This is a genomic window from Paraburkholderia sp. BGA-UO-ETr-F21 (assembly GCF_059567925.1).
Window position 1 is genome coordinate 252969 of the sequence record NZ_JCAQOY010000039.1, and the last position, 17485, is coordinate 270453.

Genomic DNA, 17485 nt, shown 5'->3' on the forward strand with positions numbered 1-17485 from the left:
TTGGGAGGTTTCATCCGGGTGTCATCGCCTCGCGCCTAGGATGGCTGTCGCCAGGCTCATGCGCCGGCATCCTTCCACCTCCGCAAAAAAACACCAGACATGTCGAACAGAAAAATCGTAAAGACTTCGCCGACCGATCAGGGTGCTTCCATCGTCTCGCGCCGCGGGTTCCTGAAGTTGGCCGGTGCGTCCAGTCTCGCTACGGCGGCGGGCACGCTTTCATCAGCGGCGCGCGCGGCGAACAGCGCGCCTGACGGCACACCGGAGCAGGTCCACCTGACCTGGGGTAACGATCCGGCCAGTGAGGTAACGGTCTCCTGGGCGTCGCTTGCACCCGCGGTGAACCCGCAAGTCCGTGTCGGCGTCGCGGGTGCGGCGAAACATACGGTGCATGGCGTCCAGACCACTTATACGGATGGCCTGAACGGCGAGGTTGTGTTCACGTATCACGCGCATCTGCGCGATCTGAAGCCCGCTACGAGCTATGAATACCAGGTGAGCGCGGAGAACGACAGCCATGCGGCTCAGCCTTTTACGGCGAGCTTTCGCACTGCGCCGCGCGGCCGCGCGCCGTTCCGCTGGACCAGCTATGGCGATCTCGCGACGCCGAACACCGGCTGGGTGTTGTCGTCGCCGCAAAGCCGTTTCGCGGTGCAGGCAGTCGAGCGCTTTGAGCCTCTGTTCCACCTGCTCAATGGCGACCTGTGTTACGCCAATCTGAATCCGGCGCACCAGCCGGAGGTATGGCGCGACTTCGGCAACAACTGCCAGACGTCGGCGTCGAACCGGCCGTGGATGCCGTGTCCGGGCAACCACGAACTCGAATTCAATAACGGTGAGCAGGGCCTCGCCTCGTATCTCGCACGCTATAAGCTGCCGGACAATCACACGCGCTTTCAGGGCCGCTGGTACAGCTTTCGCGTGAGTTCCGTGCTCTTCGTTTCGCTCGATGCGGACGACGTCGTGTATCAGGACGCAGCGGCCTTCGTCGCCGGCCCGGATCCTCTCGTGCCGGTTGCGAGCACCGGCAATCCGCCGATCCAACCCGGCACGTCGCTCTATGTGCGTGGATATAGCGCGGGCGAGCAGACGCATTGGCTCGAAAGGACGTTGCGCCGTGCGGCTGAAGACGACGAAGTCGACTGGATCGTCGTCCAGATGCATCAGGACGCGCTGAGTTCATCGAAGACCGGCAACGGTTCCGATAAAGGCATCCGCGAAGCCTGGTTGCCGCTGTTCGACCGCTATGGCGTCGACCTGGTGCTGTGCGGGCACGATCACGATTACGAACGCAGTTACCCCGTGCGTGGCTGCAATCACCACAAAGGCACCGACATCGCGACGGGCCAGCCGGTCGATACGCTGCAGCCGAAACCGGTGATGTCGGCAGTGTCCGCGGGCGCGTCGACGTTCGATACGAGTCACGGCACGATTCACCTGATTCTCGGCGGTGGCGGCACGAGCGCGCCGCTGGATGTCTACGGCGTGGATGCCGGCACGGGGCTGCCGCAGGCGCGTATCTTCACGCGGCCCAACCGCCCGGTTGCCGGCACCACGTCCGGGACGTTCGTGCGTGCGGGCGCGGACGCAGTGGAAGACGCGATCTGGTCGGCGCAACGCGATACCGGCACCGGTTATGGCATTGCGGTGTTCGATCATGATCCCGGGCATCCCGGCGGCGAGACCACGATTACGATGAACTACTATCACGCGCCTGGCGCAGATCAGACTCCGACGCAGAACTACGAGTTGTTCGAGACGATCGAGTTGAAGAAGACGCGACGCAGATAAGGTTCGAACACGCGGGGCTCGCCGGCATGACCTCGCGCGCCGCACGAACTACGCCTCCTCGACCTTTCCGGATGATTTTGTTACACGTCTTACGGATGTGAATCGACGCAGTTACAAAAGCCTTTCAAAAGCGCAGTTATACTCGGCGCCGTCCAAACATTGAAAAGGCTTTTTATGTCGAAGAGAATCCTCCGGATGGTTGCCGTCGCAGCGCTCACCGCTTCGGCATCGTTGTCGGCGCTCGCCGGCGATATGAATAACGCGCTTGGCGGCGCGCTCGGCGGCGTGGCCGGCGCAGCAGTGGGCGGTGCGTTAGGCGGCAGCACGGGCGCCGTGCTCGGCGGAGCAGTCGGCGGCGGCGCGGGCGGCGCGGTGACGTCGAACCGCAGGGAGCGTACGGGCGCGATCATCGGCGGCGCGCTGGGCGGCGGTGCGGGCACCGCGGCGGGCAATGCAATGGGCGGTCGCAGCGGCGGTCTCGTCGGCGCAGCGCTGGGCGGCGGCGCCGGGTCGGCGCTCGGCGGCAACATGTCGCGCTCCAACTCGTACGCGGACGACTATTCCCGCGGCTACCGGTCGCGCAAGCATCATCACAAGCATCGGCACGACGACTGAATGGCGCGCGAACGGGCGAGTGGCAGGCAAACTGCCTGCCCGCTCGCTGATTGCTTCGCGCAACACGTGACACACTCTGCATTGACATTGGTTCGTGCGCCGTTATCGTAAAGGCTCTTCGCAGTCGACTGCCGGCACGCTCGCTGCGGGAACACTTCACGATTTCCCCATCCTCACGGAACATAAAAACGATGCTACGAGTGTATTGCGCAGGGCCGCTGTTCAACGCAGCCGAGCGATCCGAAATGGATTCGATTGCCGCCACGCTGGAGGCTGCGGGATTGTCGACGTTTCTGCCGCATCGCGACGGGCTGGAGTTCGCGAAGCTCAAGCCGGAACTCGAGAAACTCGGCGCCTCGGTCGAAGAAGCCTCGCATATGCTCGACCGCGCGATCTTCAGTCTGGATACGTATCAATTGCTTACGCGTTGCGATGCGGTCGTGGCCAATCTCAACGGCCGGGTCGCCGACGAGGGCACGGTTGTCGAAGCGTCGCTTGCGTGGCACGCGGACAAGCCGCTTGTTTTATTCAAAGCTGACGCACGGACCATGCTCAGCGGGTCCGATAACCCGATGCTCACCGGGTTGGGTGATTTCAAGGTGGTCGATCAACTGGCTGCGCTGCCGCAGGCCATTCTGGAAGCTGTTGCGCGCGATCGGACCCAAAGGGCCGAGCAGACGTTGGAGAGCGGCGCGCAGATCGCGGCGCTTCGCGAGGGCGGCGGCGAGTTAAGTGCGCTTGCAAAGACGCTATACAGCGCTTTCAAAAAGCCATAAGGCCGATGCCTGCGTCAGCAGACGCACCGCAAAAATCCCGCTCCGCCGACTCCCCAATCGCGCCGGAAAACGCTAAGCTTCGCCCCCTCGTTGTTCCTTTCACGCCACGCCGTTTATTTTTTTGACGCGCCGTTTATTTTCATCGCCCTATGATTGGACTGCTCGTTTTTCCGCCGCAGTGGCTGGTACGCATTCACTGAGCGATTCGAAAACCCTGTAATCAATCAGCGCGCACGATGGCAAAACCATTTGAATTTCGTTGCGCGCAATAAAAATCAAACAACACCTCATGCTTCTCGCAGTTTGCGCAACAACGGTTGTAGAAACGTACTGCATGCACGGTCATGGCGCTGGCGGAAAGAGCAATTGATACCCTCAATGACTGCTTGATCACGATCACGGAGCCAACAAGTATGAAAAAGTCTTTACTCGCGGTCGCGCTCTTTGGCGCATATACAATGTCGGCGCATGCGCAAAGCAGCGTGACCCTCTACGGCCTTATCGATGCTGGATTGGTGTACACGAACAATCAGCTCGGACACAGTAATTGGCAGGAAGTGAGCAGTTCGACTCAGAACACGGTCTTCGGCCTTAAGGGCTCGGAGGATCTGGGCGGCGGCTTGCACGCGATCTTCAAACTCGAGCAGGGCTTCCTGCTGAACAACGGCGCCCAGGCATTCTCCGGTGATGGCTTCGGCTCCCAGGCATGGGTCGGCCTGCAAAGCGATCCTTACGGCACGTTGACGTTCGGCCGCCAGTTCGACGTGATGAACGACCTCGTCGGACCGCTCACGGCGGAGTTCAATACGTGGGGCGGTAACATGGCCGCGCATCCGTTCGAAAACGACAACCTCGCTGCGAATTCCGTCGTGATCAACAACTCGGTGAAGTACGCGAGCCCGACCTACCGGGGCATTACGTTCGAAACGATGTATTCGTTCAGCAACAAGGCGGGCGACTTCGGCAATAACCGTTCATATGGATTCGGCGTTTCCTATGCGCAAGGTCCGATCAATCTCGCTGCGGGCTACCTGCAACTGAACAACGCGGGCAACGGCAGTGGCGCGGTCACGTCGGGCGATACGAGCGCGAACTTCCTCGCGGAACGCCAGCGTATCTGGTCGCTGGGTGGCAATTACACATTCGGGCCGGCTACCGTCGGGCTGGTGTGGAGCCATTCTCAGATCGACAACGCAGCGGGCGTGTTCTCGTTCGGCACGGGCAGCTACCTCGGTGCGGGCGACACGTCTGTCGGATCGCTGAACGGTTCACTGCGCCTCGACAACTACGAAGTGAACGCAAAGTACGCGCTCACGCCGGCAGTGACCGTATCGGGCGCCTATACGTACACGCATGGCGCATATAACGGTTCGTCGCCGGGATGGAACACGGCCATGCTGCAAACGGACTACGCGATCAGCAAGCGCACGGACTTCTATCTGGAAGGCGTCTATCAGAACGTGCACGGTGCGCCGGCGGACTCCGTCCTGTCGCATGCGATGATCAACACGTTGTCGCCGTCGGCGACCAACACGCAGGTGGCGGTCACTGTCGGTATGCGTCACGCGTTCTAAGCAGCTTCGGATCGAGTGATTCATGAATGCGTATGCCTGGCATCTGCCGGGCATACGTCATCCTTCAAGCGCGATGCTCAAGGCCTTCGGTCGACCGGAGCGGTCCGGGTCAGCCGCGCAATCGTCCCATCTCCCACGCAGCGTTGCATCGCATGGACAAGGTTCAGCGCGACGCGTCCTGTGAATCCTCGTTCTTCGCTTCGGCCAGAATCTGCTGGATGGCCTGCTCGAAAGTTTCCACGGGTTGTCCGCCGCTCACCAGATAGCGGCGATTGAAGATAATGGCCGGCACCGACTGGATGCCCATCGCCTCGTTGTTCCGTTCCTCCGCTCGAACTTCGGCTGCATACGTTCCGTTTTGCAATACGTGACGGGCCTCCGTGGCGTCGAGTCCTACGGATTGCGCCGCTTCGATCAGCACTTCGTGGTCGCTCGTGTCCTTGCCTTCGGAGTGGTAAGCCCGCAGCAGCGCCAGTTTGAGCGGCAACTGCTCGCCCTTGACGCCGGCCCAATGCAGCAGACGGTGCGCGTCGAAGGTGTTGTAGACGTGTTTGCGCGGGCCGAATTCGAAACCCACGCTCGCACCGCGCTCGCGGATCGCCGCCTGCGTTTCCTCGATCTGCTCCGGCGTGCGCCCATACTTCTTGCCGAGGTAGTCGACAATATTCTCGCCGTCCGGCCCCATGTGCGGATTCAACTCGAACGGATGCACGACGATGCGAGCGTCGACCGCGTCGCCAAGGCGCGAAATCGCACGCTGGAGCGAGGAGAGGCCGATCGCGCACCACGGGCATGCGATATCGGAGACAAAATCGATGGTGAGCGCTTGTGTCATTGCGGTGTTCCTGATGGAGATGATCTAGTGCGTGGCCGGCCTGATGCCAAGGCGACAGCCGCGAACAGCGTAACCCGAATCGCGGGTATTTGCAGGAGCGCGCTCGTGACGGGGTGCGAGCCGGGGATTTACAATTCACCACCGCGGCAAGAGCGATTGACCACACGAGCAACAGGGATGCCGATAAACGTCATAATCCGTCGTCTACGGCAACAACTGCTTTTCCAACGTTGAAAGGAGTTTCAAATGAGCAAGGGATATTGGGTGTCGTCTTATCGCGCGACGAAAGATGCGGCCAGGCTGGCCGCGTATGCACAGCTCGCTGCGCCCGCCGTGGCGGCTGCCGGCGGCAAGTTCATCGTGCGCGGCGTGGCGGACGAGGCACGTGAGCAGGGTTTGAAGGAGCGTACGGTCGTGATCGAATTTCCGACCTACGAAGCGGCTGTCGCCGCCTATGACAGCGAGCCCTACAAGAAAGCGCTGGAGGCGTTGGGCGACGGCGTGGAGCGCGATCTGCGCATTGTGCGCGGCGCCGAGTAACAACGAGGATGGGGCGCCGCTCATACGGCGCACGCCCCGGCCGGTAACGCGGCATGATGAATGCGCGGGCAGGCCGCCACCTGCCGCGCTTACCCGCAAACTTTACTTCACCGCACCCAACGCAAGTCCCTTCACCAGATACCGTTGTAGCCACGCGAACACAACCGAAACCGGCAGTGTCGCGCAGAGCGTGGCGGCCATCACGAGATGCCACTGTACGACGTATTTCCCCGCGACCATGTCGGTCACCTGCACGGTCAGCGTCTTGTTCTCCGGTGAGCGGATCAACGTATAAACGACCGCAAATTCGTTCCACGCATTGATGAACGTGAAGATCGCGGTGACGACGATCGCAGGCACGGCCAGCGGCAAGAACACCTTGAAGACCGCCTTGGTCCGTCCGCACCCTTCGAGCCATGCCGACTCTTCCAGATCACGCGGCACCGTCTGGAAATACGAGGACAGCATCCACACGGCAAACGCGATATTGAAGGCTGCGTAAGAGACGATCACGCCGATCTTGGAGTCGACCAGGTTTCCATCGCCATAAGGAATCATCGCGGCGAGCCGGAACAGGCCGACCACGAGCAGGATAGGCGACAGCATCTGCGTGACGAGCAGAAACTGGCGATAGAACCCGCGGCCTCGAAACGGAAACCTCGCCAATGCATAAGCCGCCGGCAGACTGACAGCCAGCGCAAGCGCGGTCGACAGCAAACTGATCACCGTGCTGTTGCGCAGCGCCACGCCGAAGTTGGCTGCCACCCACATGTCGGAGAAATTGCTCCACTGCCAATGCACCGGCAGCCACCGCGCCGGATAGACAAAAATCTCGGAAGCCGGCTTCAACGCGGTGAACAGCATGACGGCAAATGGAAACAGCACGACCACGACCAGTGGCGACAGCGCGAGCCAGCACCACAGCGAACGCTTCATCTTGACGCTCAGACTCATGACGGATCTCCTTCTTTCGCGGGCTGCAGGCGCAGATAGGCGATCGAGAATACGAACAGCATGACGAGCATGATCAGCGACACGGCTGCCGCTTCGCCAGGACGCCCGAGCCGGAAGCCAAGCTCGTAGAGATAGGTGACGAGAATGTGCGTGCTGTTGTCGGGGCCGCCCTGCGTCATCACCCAGATGATCGGAAAAGAGTTGAACACGTAAATCACATTCAACAGAATCGTCATGTTGATGAACGGCCGCAACAGCGGCATGGTGAGCTTGCGAAACTGCTGCCAGGCGCTCGCGCCGTCCATGCGCGCGGCTTCATAAATATCGCCTGGCACGGACGACAATCCGCCGAGCAGAATCGTCACCGTAAACGGGATCGAGACCAGTATGCCGACCGCGATTTCGACAGGAAACGCGAGTTCCGGCGTAGCCAGCCAATGAATCGGACCGCTGATCAATCCCAGCCTTTGCAGCGTGACGTTGACCATGCCGTAGTCGTCGTTGAAGGCCCAGCGCCAGACCACGGCGGTCATGGTCAGCGAGACGGACCACGGCAGCATCACAATCGTGCGCGCCACGCCGCGTCCATAGAAATCCTGATTCAGCACCAGTGCGACCGGCACCGAGATCAGCACCGTGCCACCGACCACGCATACGGTCCAGACGAGGGTTCGTTTGGCGGCGGCAAGAAACGCGGGGTCGCCGAAGATCGTATAGAAATTCTGCAGACCGGTGAAATCGCGAATGGCGCCGAAGCGCGAGACCTCGTGAAGCGATTGCCACACGATGTTGAAGATCGGATAGCTGATGATGAAAAGCGCCAATATCAGACTCGGCGCTATCAGCAACCAGGGCGCTTGCAGGCGTGTAGAAGCGGAACGGCTCATGCGTGCTCGATCGTAAGACGCGTCTGGAGGAATCAGCAGGCGCGACGGGATGGGCCGGATAGTGCGTGATGGCCGGAACGCGCACCGCCTTCCTGGTGGCGGCGCGCGTTCCGTGTTCAGCAGATCAAGACGAGATCAGTGCGAGATCAGTACCGGATCGCTACGGAATCAATGGCCGAGCGACTTGTTCGCCTGCGTGGCCGCCGCGTTCAATGCGTCAGCCGGCTTCGCCTTGCCCAGGTAAATCGACTGCATTGCGTCGGTCACGGCCTTCGCGGTGTCTTCCCAACCCGTCACCGTGGGTGCGAAGCGGGCGGTCGGCAGCAAGGCGACGAACGCCTTCGTGTCCGGATCGTTGAACGCCGGATCCGTCGATTCAGCCTTGGTGGTCGGCAGGAAGCCCTCGGTCGTGGTGAACTCCACGCGCGGTTCCTTCGTGAACAGATAGTCGAGGAACTTCCACGCCGACTTCTTCACCTTCGAGTTCTTGAACATCACGATCGAGTCGGTGACGGCGTACGTAGCGTGCGTCGTGCCCATCGGAATCGGATCGATGCCGTACTTCAGATTCGGGGCTTCTTTCTTGATCTGTTTCGACAGGAACGGCGCCGAAATTACCATCGCAACGCGGCCCTGCTTGAAGAGGTTCTGCACGTCTTCGCGGCTATAGCCGGTCACACCCGGTTGCGTCAGACCTTGATCGATCATCGACTTGTACAGCGTGGCCGCCTTGATGCCGGCCGCCGAATTGAACGCCGCCTTGTTGTCCTTGCCGACCACGTCGCCGCCATTGGTCCACAGAGCGTAGTAATAGTAGACGTCGGTTTCGATTTCCTTGCCTTGCAAGCCGAAGCCGGCAATGCCCTGCGCCTTCAGTTTCTTCGACGCTTCGATCACGTCGTTCCAGGTCTTCGGGCCGTCCGGATAGCCGACCTTCGCGAGCAGGTCCTTGTTGTAGTACAGCGCGCGCGCCGAAGCGGCGATCGGCAGGCCGTAGACCTTGCCGTTGATTTCACCCGGTGCGAGGAACGGACCGATGAAGCGGCCCTTGAAGCTCGCATCCATGTAGCCGTCGAGCGGTTCCGCGACGTCGTCCTTCACGAAGTCGAGCAGCCAGCGCGTGCCGACGATCGCGAGGTCGGCGTTGGCGTTGCCGGAAATGTCGGTTTGCAGCTTCTGTTGCAGCGTGTCCCAGTTCACGTCTTCGATCTTGATGGTCGTGCCGGGATTGGCCTTCTCGAAGTTGCGGGCCATTTTTTCGAAGTACGGCGCGGTCGCGTCGCTGTAGTGGGCGACGGTCACGCGGACCGTGTCGGCGTGAGCCGCGACGGCGATACCTGCGAACGCGAGCGCCACGGCAACTTTGCCGAGCGCGAGGGAAGCACGGGCATGCAACGACATTTCTCTCTCCTGTGTCGAACGGAGTGAGCGCGCTGGCGCTGACTCCGGTCCCATCCAACGATGGTGGGGTGGTTGGCTGCCGTCGCCGGCCGCTTTGGGTTAAATTGTTTGAAAAAATCCTACATGACGAAAAATGGCTTGTCACGTAGGGTCTGCCATATTTTTTCCGAGCCGGTTTTGTGCATAAGATGCTGTAAAGCAGGGATATTCTGCATGGCGTGATGTCATGGATACCCAATCTTCGGGATGACTAGACGATCGCGTAAAGCCGGGCGTGTAAGAAATTTACAGGCTAATCCAGGCCTGGCGGTGCGATTGAAGAGCGAGGCGGACAATGAATCGTGTGGTGTTGGTAACGGGCGCTTGCGGCGGCATCGGCAGCGTGTTGTGCAAACGCTTCGTGGAACAGGGCGATACGGTGCTGGCGCTCGACATCGACGCCGCCGCGCTCGGCGCGTTGACCGCACAACTCGGCGAGGCGCATGTCACGCCGATTGCGGTCGACCTCGGCGAGGCCGCCGCAGTGCAGCAGGCGGTGGCCGCCGCGGTCAAGGTGCGGGGTCCGGTGGACGTGCTGGTCGCCAACGCGGGCGCGGCACAAGGTCTGACGCTTGCCACGACGGACGTTGCGAGCTGGCAGCGCGACATCCATCTGAATCTGAACGGCACGTATCACACGGTCGAAGCCGTGCGTGCGTCGATGATCGAGCGGCAGCGCGGCGCGCTGGTACTGATCGGTTCGGTGAACGGCATGGCCGCGCTCGGTCATCCGGCTTACAGCGCGGCGAAGGCCGGGCTCATCAGCTATACGAAGGCGCTTGCGCTCGAACTCGGCCGTTACGGTATTCGCGCCAACATCGTGTGTCCGGGCACGGTGAAGACGCAGGCGTGGCAGGCGCGCGTCGACAAGAATCCGCAGGTCTTCGAGGATCTGAAAAAGTGGTACCCGTTGCGTGACTTCGCGACGCCCGACGACATTGCCGACGCGGTGCTGTTTCTCGCCTCGCCGATGGCGCGCGTGATTACCGGCGTCGCGTTGCCGGTGGACGGCGGCCTGATGGCCGGCAACCGTCTGATGGCGGAAGAACTGACGCTCGAATCACTGTGAAATCACCGTGAACCGCCTGAAGCAACATGCGGGCGGCGTGAATTCGAGTCAACGAAAGAAGACGATGAGGACAGCATGGCAGCAGTGCAACTGAGTGGCATCTTCAAACGTTACGGCGACACGCAAGTGGTGCACGGCATCGATCTCGACATCGACGACGGCGAGTTCGTCGTGCTAGTCGGGCCGTCGGGCTGCGGCAAGAGCACGTTGATGCGCATGGTGGCGGGACTCGAAGAGATCAGTGGCGGCGATCTGATGATCGGCGGCACGCGCGCGAACAGCCTTGCGCCGCAGCAGCGCAATATCTCGATGGTGTTTCAGAGCTACGCGCTGTATCCGCATCTGTCCGTCTATGAAAACATCGCGTTCGGGCCGCGGATTCGCAAGGAGTCGGCGGCGAGCTTCAAGCCGCGGATCGAGGCCGCTGCAAAAATGCTGAACCTGGGCAGTTATCTGGACCGTTTGCCGCGCGCGCTGTCTGGCGGCCAGCGGCAACGCGTGGCAATGGGCCGCGCCGTGGTGCGCGAGCCGTCGCTGTTTCTGTTCGACGAGCCGCTCTCCAATCTCGACGCCAAGCTGCGCGTGCAGATGCGCACGGAAATCAAGGCGCTGCATCAACGGCTGAAGAATACGGTGATCTACGTCACGCACGATCAGATCGAAGCGATGACCATGGCGGACCGCATCGTGGTGATGAACGCGGGGCGTATCGAGCAGATCGGCCGTCCGCTGGAGCTATACGATCATCCGGCGAATCTGTTCGTGGCGAGCTTTCTCGGTTCGCCGTCGATGAATTTTGCCGAAGGTGTGATCGCGAACCGCGCGCAAGGCCAGGGTCTCGCACTGAAACTCACGGACGGCGGCGAGATCGTGCTGGAGGGCGCGCCCGCTTCGGCCGTGCTCGGCGCGAAGGTCACGCTCGGCGTGCGGCCGGAGCACATCGAGACGATGGCGCCGGCACCCGACGCGACGATGGAAGTCGAAGTGGTCGAGCCGACTGGCGCGGAAACGCACTTGTACGGGAAAATAGGCGGCAGCACGTGGTGCGTAACGACTCGTCAGCGCTCGAAGGTCGAGCCCGGCGAGCGCGTTGCGCTACGCCTGCCGGCCGAACATATTCACCTGTTCGATACGGAAAGTGGACGCAGGCTGGTCTGAACCGCGTGTTGTCGTTCGAGGTCGATCCAGGCTCGCCTCACGCATGATTGATGCTGCCACGTAAGGAACACCGGGTGTCCGCACCGAACTTGATTCCCCACATTCGCAGCGCACTCGCCAGTTTGCGGCCCGCCGAGCGCAAGGTCGCCGAGATGGTGTTGAACGACGTCGACTTCGCGATGCGCGCGAGCATTACCGAACTTGCGCAGCGCGCCGAGGTGTCCGAGCCATCTGTCACGCGTTTTTGCCGCGCGATCGGTGCGCATGGCCTGCGCGACTTCAAGATGCAATTGGCGCAGAGCGTAGCGGGCGGCGTGCCGTACGCATCCACGGCGGTGGCGCGCGACGACGATGTGCAAACGCTCATGGAGAAGGTGGGCGAGGCGGCGATCGACGGTATCGCCCATGCGCGCGGCGCGCTGGATCCAGCAGTGGTCGAGAGCGCGATTGCAGCGTTGTCGAGCGCACGGCGGGTATTTTTCTTCGGCGTCGGTTCGGGCTCGGGGCTGGTCGCGCAAGATGCGGCGTTGCGGTTTCTGCGGCTCGATATTGCGTCCACCGCATTTACGGATGGTCATCTCCAGCGGCTTTACGCGGGCCTCATGGAACCGGGCGACGTGGCCTTTGCGATTTCACATTCGGGCCGCAGCGTCGAAGTGAACGAGAGCATTCAGATCGCCAAGGAGCGTGGGGCGACGACGATTGCACTGACCAATGTCGGCTCGCGCCTCGCGTGGCTGGTCGATATTCCGCTGCTGCTGCGCGTGCCGAGTCCGATCGATCCGAATACGCCGGGCGTGTCGCGGCTCGTGCATCTTTGCATCATGGACGCGCTGGCGATCGGCGTCGCGCTCAAAGCAGGGCCGAATACGCTCGAAAAGATGCGGCATGCGAAGGCGAGGTTGGCCTCGCATGAGCCGGAGGCGGCGGGGGATTGATTGGAGGCGCGGTGGTGAGCCGCGCGCGCAACGCCGCTGCAGGTTTCAATCTTCTGCAGTTTCGATTATCCGGCTCCCCAAACGCGTACAAACTGACCTTTCTTCAAATTAAAAAAAACGATTACTCGGTCGTCGCCGCCATCCATCCAAAGCGCCGTGACAACCGCATGGTCGCGGCGCGCAGTGTCTGCGCCGGCCCGCCCTCCAATTCGCTGTCGAAGCTGCCGCTCGGTCCCATCAATGCCAGTACCAGGCAGATGCTGCCCGTATGATCCAGCACCGGCGCGGCCAGCGTGTCGATGCCCGGCACAGGTCGGCTCAACGCCGTATCGATTCCATGCGCGCGGATTTGCGCGAGGCGCTGCGCGTAGGGTTGAGTCAGTGGAGGCGGCGCAGACGTTGCCTCCGTGCCGCCGCGGACCTTAGCTCCACTCTCTGACGCCGCTTTCCCCGCAAAAACCTGTGCCGCATCCGCCCCCGCCAACCGCAGATGATCCTGCGTCAGCAAACCGGCGCGTACGTCGTCCGCGACGTAGGCGGCAAACACGCGGCCTATCGCCGTGTTCACCAGCGACATCACCGTCCCGACCCGCAGGCTCACATGCAGTGGCCGCGCCGATTCCTCCAGGCGCACGACCGTCGGCCCGAGCGGTCCCAGCACCGCCATCGCGACGCTCATGCCCGTGGACGCCGCCAGTTCGACCACCTCGGGTTCCGCTTCGCGCGTTGGCGATAAGCGCTGCAAACCGATCAGCCCAAGCTCCAGCGCGAGTGGCCCGGCTTCATAACAGCCGGACGCATCGCGATTGAGCAAACCGATTTTCAGCAGACTCACCAGATGCGGAAACGCCTTCGCTGGCGGCATGCCGGCGGCGGCCGCGAGATCGCGCAGGTTCAACGGCCGCGCCGCTGCGACCAGCGCCGCCAGCAACTCGCCGGTGCTGTCGAGCGACTGGATGCCGCGCTGCGGTTTCGCATCGGCGGATGGGGCGTGAGGGGTGTCGAGAGAATCGGTCACGATGCGAGAGACGCTGACAAGGAAGGTTCTGCTGCCAGTTGGGCGCCGATGTCGCGCGCCGTGGCAAGCAGCGCACGCGCGATCGGCCCGTCGCTTGCGACGTCGATCGCGCCGGTCGAGCCGATCACGGTGAGCGCGAGCGACAGGCGGCCATCGGCGTCCAGCACCGGCGCGCTCAGACTGCTGATGCCCGGACTCGGCGCATCCACGCTGCTTTCCAGGCCGCGCACGCGGATCGCGTCGAGGGCGGTCTCGAAGGCAGCGCTTTCGTCAGGCGGCGTCATGGTGCGATTCGCGGGGCCGGACTGATTTGCCCACATCGCATCGCGCACCTCGCGCGGCAGAAACGCGCAAAACACGCGTCCCGTCGATGTTGCCGGCAGCGACATCACCGTGCCCACATGCAAGTTGACGTGCAGCGGAAAGCCCGCGTGCTCATAGCGAACGATGGTCGGCCCTTGCGGCCCGGCAATACAGATCGCGACGCTAAAGCCGATCGCCTCGGCCAAGGCGGCCACGCGCGGCACGGCGGCGCGAAACGCCGGCTGGTTCTCCAGGTGTAGCAACCCGAGCCGCAGCGACAGCGGACCGGGTTCATAGCGGCCCGACAGTTCGTCACGCTTGATCAGACCCAGCCGGCTCAAGCTCACCAGATAAGCATGCGCCTGCCCCGGCGCGATCTGCGCGGCGGTGGCGAGGTCGGACAAGGCGAGCGGAGCGCGCGCCTGCGCGAGCGCCAGCAACACGCGGCCGCCCACTTCGACGCTCTGAATGCCACGCTGCGTCTTGCCGCCGTCCGCTGTCTCGCGGCCGTCCGCGCCTTTGCCCGTGGCCGGTTTCGCTGCTTTGCTCACACCTGCGCTCGTCCGTAAAAAAGGGTTCATGTTAACCGAAGGGCCGCGCATCGCTGTGCTGATCTTAGGCTGTTTGAAATTTGCGTATAGCGATACATTTCGCTATTGACAAATAATTGCCTGCCGTCCTAAGATGCATTCACCCCGACACACCGGCGCAGTCACAGAGTCAAAACGGGGCGAGACAATCCTCCAATACCGTCAGCCCGCGCGGCATTCGCGCAGCCGGCCGTCTCGCCTCACGTCCAACTTTTGAGGGAGACACGCATCATGGCAAAGGCATTCGCATCCCAGGCCGACCTGGAAGTCAAAAAAGTCACGTGGACCAAGTTGTCCGAGAACGCCTACGCCTACACGGCTGAAGGCGATCCGAATTCGGGCGTGATCATCGGCGACGACGGCGTGCTGATTGTCGACACCACCGCCACGCCGGCCATGGCGCAAGACCTCATCGCGAAGATTCGCAGCGTGACGGATAAGCCGATCAAATACGTCGTGCTGTCGCATTACCACGCGGTGCGCGTGCTCGGCGCATCGGCGTATTTCGAGGAAGGCGCGCAGGAAGTGATCGCGAGCCGCGGCACGTACGAGATGATCGTCGAGCGCGGCGAAGCGGACATGAAGTCGGAAATCGAGCGCTTCCCGCGTCTGTTCGCCGGTGTCGAAACGGTGCCGGGTTTGACGTGGCCCACGCTCGTATTCGAAAAGGAAATGACACTGTTCCTCGGCAAGCTCGAAGTGCGCATCGCGCATCTCGGCGCGGGTCACACCAAGGGCGACACGGTGGTGTGGCTGCCGTCGCAGAAGGTACTGTTCTCCGGCGATCTGGTCGAGTACGACGCGGCCTGCTACTGCGGCGATGCCCAACTCGAACAATGGCCGGCCACGCTGGAAGCATTGCGCGCGCTGAAGGCCGACAAGCTCGTGCCGGGCCGCGGCCCCGCGCTGACCACGCCGGAAGACGTCAACAAAGGTCTGGATTACACGAAGGACTTTGTCACCACGCTGCTGCAGCAGGGCCGCGAAGCCGTCGAGCAGCAACTCGACCTGAAGGCCGCGATGGCGCACACGCGCAAGGCGATGGACCCGAAATTCGGCCACGTCTTCATCTACGAGCACTGCCTGCCGTTCGACGTGTCGCGTGCTTTCGACGAAGCGAGCGGTATCACGCATCCGCGCATCTGGACCGCGCAACGCGACAAGGAAATGTGGGACGCGCTGCAAGCCTGACCGAGACAGACGCACAGTAAGACAAAGCAGAGCGGAGAAGGACGGAGACACAAGATGAGCACCAACTACCAGACGCTGTCGTTCGAATACCAGCCGTGCCGTGAACAGAGCGCGCCAGGCGGCGCGGAGCAGGCGGTCTATCCCGTGATCGTGGTCGGCGCGGGCCCGGTGGGTCTCGCTACCGCGATCGATATCGCGCAGCAGGGCGTGCCGGTCGTGCTGGTCGACGACGATTGTTCGCTGTCCACCGGTTCGCGCGCGATCTGCTTTTCGAAGCGCTCGCTCGATATTTTCGATCGCTTGGGATGCGGCCAGCGAATGGTGGACAAGGGCATCAGCTGGAACGTCGGCAAGGTGTTCCTGAAAGACGAACTGGTGTACACGTTCAATCTGCAACCGGAAGCGGGCCACAACCGGCCCGCCTTCATCAACCTGCAGCAATACTACGTTGAAGGCTTCCTGCTCGAACGCGCGCAGGAAATGCCCAATCTCGAAATCCGCTGGAAAAGCAAAGTGGTCGGCGTGCAGCAAAGCGGTACGCCCGGCACTCACGACGCCGGCGTGACGATGACCGTTGATACGCCCAACGGTCAATATGCGTTGCGCGGCCGCTATGTGGTTGCCGCCGACGGCTCGCGCAGTCCGATCCGCAACCTGATGGGACTCGACAGTAAAGGCGTGACGTTCAAGGATCGCTTCCTGATCGCCGACGTCAAGATGGAAGCCGAGTTTCCAACCGAACGCTGGTTCTGGTTCGATCCGCCGTTTCATCCGAATCAGTCGGTGCTGCTGCATCGTCAGCCGGATAACGTGTGGCGGATCGATTTCCAGTTGGGTTGGGACGCCGATCCGGTGCTGGAAAAGACGCCGGAGCGCGTGATCCCGCGCGTGCGTGCGTTGCTCGGGCCAGACGCGAAGTTCGAGCTGGAATGGGTCAGCGTCTATACGTTTTCGTGTTTGCGCATGGACCGCTTTCGCCACGGCAACGTGCTGTTCGCCGGTGACTCGGCGCATGGCGTGTCGCCGTTCGGCGCACGCGGTGCGAACAGCGGCGTGCAGGATGCGGAAAACCTCGCATGGAAACTGGCCATGGTGCTCGAAGGCAAGGCCTCCGACGCTTTGCTCGACACCTATGCGAGCGAACGCGAATTCGCCGCGGACGAAAACATTCGCAACTCCACCCGCTCCACCGATTTCATTACGCCGAAGAGCCCCGTGAGCCGTGTGTTCCGCGACGCGGTGCTGAAGCTCTCGCGTCATCATCCGTTCGCGCGGCAATTGACCAACAGCGGCCGTCTCTCGGTGCCGGCGGTGCTGCGCGATTCTCCGCTGAATACAGCGGACAGCGAGCCCTTCGAAGGCGCAATGGTGCCGGGCGCGTCGTGCGTGGATGCGCCGATGCAGGTGGCGGGACAGCCCGCGTGGTTCTTGCAGCACCTCGGCCAGCAATTCACCGGCGTGCTGTTCTGTGGCGAGCAAGGTGTCGATCAGGCCACTCAGGCCGCGTTGGACGCGTTGCGCAGCGGACCGATTCCGTTGAAGCTCGTGGTGGTGACGCGTGACTCCGAACAGCGCGGCGCGTTGGCAGGCGCTCAAGTCGCGCACGATATCGAAGGGCTGGCCCACTCGCGTTATGACGCAACGCCGGGCACGTTCTATCTGATTCGTCCGGACCAGCATGTTTGCGCGCGCTGGCGGCACCTTGCTGCGGCTGATGTGGAGGCCGCATTGAAACGCGCGCTGTACGTGCAAGGCACGGCTTGAACGTCCGGCAAAAGCGGCTCGCGTAGCACGCGCCGCATCAGC

At 62.2% G+C, this 17485-nt stretch carries 17 protein-coding genes; 10 read left to right on the top strand and 7 right to left on the bottom strand.

Annotation, left to right across the window (positions count from 1 at the left end; all coding sequences use genetic code 11):
* Positions 1–99: 99 nt before the first annotated feature.
* From AC57B1_RS30640 to AC57B1_RS30650, 3 genes are all read left to right on the top strand, one after another.
* Positions 100–1791 carry a purple acid phosphatase family protein gene (locus AC57B1_RS30640; RefSeq protein WP_496419578.1) on the top strand — a complete coding sequence of 564 codons (1692 nt, stop codon included), beginning with the start codon at positions 100–102 and terminating at the stop codon, positions 1789–1791.
* A 174-nt stretch (positions 1792–1965) separates the two neighbouring features.
* Positions 1966–2406, top strand: a complete 441-nt coding sequence (locus tag AC57B1_RS30645) for a hypothetical protein (protein ID WP_091806073.1) — start codon at positions 1966–1968, stop codon at positions 2404–2406.
* 191 nt (positions 2407–2597) lie between these two features.
* Positions 2598–3182: a nucleoside 2-deoxyribosyltransferase gene (locus tag AC57B1_RS30650; RefSeq protein WP_496419579.1), complete on the top strand. Its 585-nt coding sequence runs from the start codon at positions 2598–2600 to the stop codon at positions 3180–3182.
* A 220-nt stretch (positions 3183–3402) separates the two neighbouring features.
* On the opposite strand, the gene AC57B1_RS30655 is transcribed toward AC57B1_RS30650, so the two are convergent.
* Positions 3403–3582 (bottom strand): hypothetical protein, encoded by a 180-nt coding sequence (locus tag AC57B1_RS30655; RefSeq protein WP_408341836.1) that lies wholly within the window; start codon positions 3580–3582, stop codon positions 3403–3405.
* A 13-nt stretch (positions 3583–3595) separates the two neighbouring features.
* Here AC57B1_RS30655 and AC57B1_RS30660 point away from each other — a divergent pair, with 13 nt between their 5' ends.
* Positions 3596–4756, top strand: coding sequence for a porin (locus AC57B1_RS30660; RefSeq protein WP_091806078.1), 1161 nt, complete (start codon positions 3596–3598; stop codon positions 4754–4756).
* 163 nt (positions 4757–4919) lie between these two features.
* Here AC57B1_RS30660 and AC57B1_RS30665 read toward each other — a convergent pair whose 3' ends face one another.
* Entirely contained in the window at positions 4920–5591 is a 672-nt protein-coding gene (locus AC57B1_RS30665) for a DsbA family oxidoreductase (protein ID WP_496419580.1), read from the bottom strand.
* Positions 5592–5837: 246 nt separating this feature from the next.
* Between AC57B1_RS30665 and AC57B1_RS30670 the strand changes: the two genes are divergently transcribed.
* Positions 5838–6131 carry a DUF1330 domain-containing protein gene (locus AC57B1_RS30670; RefSeq protein WP_408186329.1) on the top strand — a complete coding sequence of 98 codons (294 nt, stop codon included), beginning with the start codon at positions 5838–5840 and terminating at the stop codon, positions 6129–6131.
* Positions 6132–6233: 102 nt separating this feature from the next.
* On the opposite strand, the gene AC57B1_RS30675 is transcribed toward AC57B1_RS30670, so the two are convergent.
* The 3 genes from AC57B1_RS30675 to AC57B1_RS30685 all read right to left on the bottom strand — a co-directional run bounded on the left by AC57B1_RS30675 (position 6234) and on the right by AC57B1_RS30685 (position 9373).
* Complete coding sequence (locus AC57B1_RS30675) at positions 6234–7085, bottom strand: carbohydrate ABC transporter permease (protein WP_091806084.1); 852 nt, start codon at positions 7083–7085, stop codon at positions 6234–6236.
* On the bottom strand, positions 7082–7972 hold the full coding sequence (locus tag AC57B1_RS30680) for a carbohydrate ABC transporter permease (protein ID WP_091806086.1): 891 nt from the start codon (positions 7970–7972) through the stop codon (positions 7082–7084). Before AC57B1_RS30680 ends, AC57B1_RS30675 begins: the two co-directional genes overlap by 4 nt.
* A 168-nt stretch (positions 7973–8140) precedes the next feature.
* On the bottom strand, positions 8141–9373 hold the full coding sequence (locus AC57B1_RS30685) for an ABC transporter substrate-binding protein (protein WP_091806088.1): 1233 nt from the start codon (positions 9371–9373) through the stop codon (positions 8141–8143).
* 334 nt (positions 9374–9707) lie between these two features.
* On the opposite strand from AC57B1_RS30685, the gene AC57B1_RS30690 reads away from it, so the two are divergent.
* The 3 genes from AC57B1_RS30690 to AC57B1_RS30700 all read left to right on the top strand — a co-directional run bounded on the left by AC57B1_RS30690 (position 9708) and on the right by AC57B1_RS30700 (position 12577).
* Positions 9708–10481 (top strand): SDR family oxidoreductase, encoded by a 774-nt coding sequence (locus AC57B1_RS30690; protein WP_091806090.1) that lies wholly within the window; start codon positions 9708–9710, stop codon positions 10479–10481.
* 75 nt (positions 10482–10556) lie between these two features.
* A complete protein-coding gene (locus AC57B1_RS30695) occupies positions 10557–11639 on the top strand; it encodes an ABC transporter ATP-binding protein (protein ID WP_091806092.1) in 1083 nt (360 codons plus the stop codon).
* 74 nt (positions 11640–11713) lie between these two features.
* Positions 11714–12577, top strand: a complete 864-nt coding sequence (locus AC57B1_RS30700; protein WP_091806094.1) for a MurR/RpiR family transcriptional regulator — start codon at positions 11714–11716, stop codon at positions 12575–12577.
* Between the two features lie 121 nt (positions 12578–12698).
* Here the strand turns inward: AC57B1_RS30700 and AC57B1_RS30705 are convergent, their stop codons facing one another.
* Positions 12699–13595, bottom strand: coding sequence for an IclR family transcriptional regulator (locus AC57B1_RS30705; RefSeq protein WP_496419581.1), 897 nt, complete (start codon positions 13593–13595; stop codon positions 12699–12701).
* Entirely contained in the window at positions 13592–14479 is an 888-nt protein-coding gene (locus AC57B1_RS30710; protein ID WP_496419582.1) for an IclR family transcriptional regulator, read from the bottom strand. The genes AC57B1_RS30705 and AC57B1_RS30710 overlap by 4 nt, the downstream gene beginning before the upstream one ends.
* 240 nt (positions 14480–14719) lie before the next feature.
* Here AC57B1_RS30710 and AC57B1_RS30715 point away from each other — a divergent pair, with 240 nt between their 5' ends.
* Both AC57B1_RS30715 and AC57B1_RS30720 read left to right on the top strand, forming a co-directional pair.
* Positions 14720–15679 carry an MBL fold metallo-hydrolase gene (locus AC57B1_RS30715; protein WP_091806102.1) on the top strand — a complete coding sequence of 320 codons (960 nt, stop codon included), beginning with the start codon at positions 14720–14722 and terminating at the stop codon, positions 15677–15679.
* A 54-nt stretch (positions 15680–15733) separates the two neighbouring features.
* Entirely contained in the window at positions 15734–17443 is a 1710-nt protein-coding gene (locus AC57B1_RS30720; protein ID WP_496419583.1) for an FAD-dependent oxidoreductase, read from the top strand.
* The last annotated feature ends 42 nt before the right edge of the window (positions 17444–17485 follow it).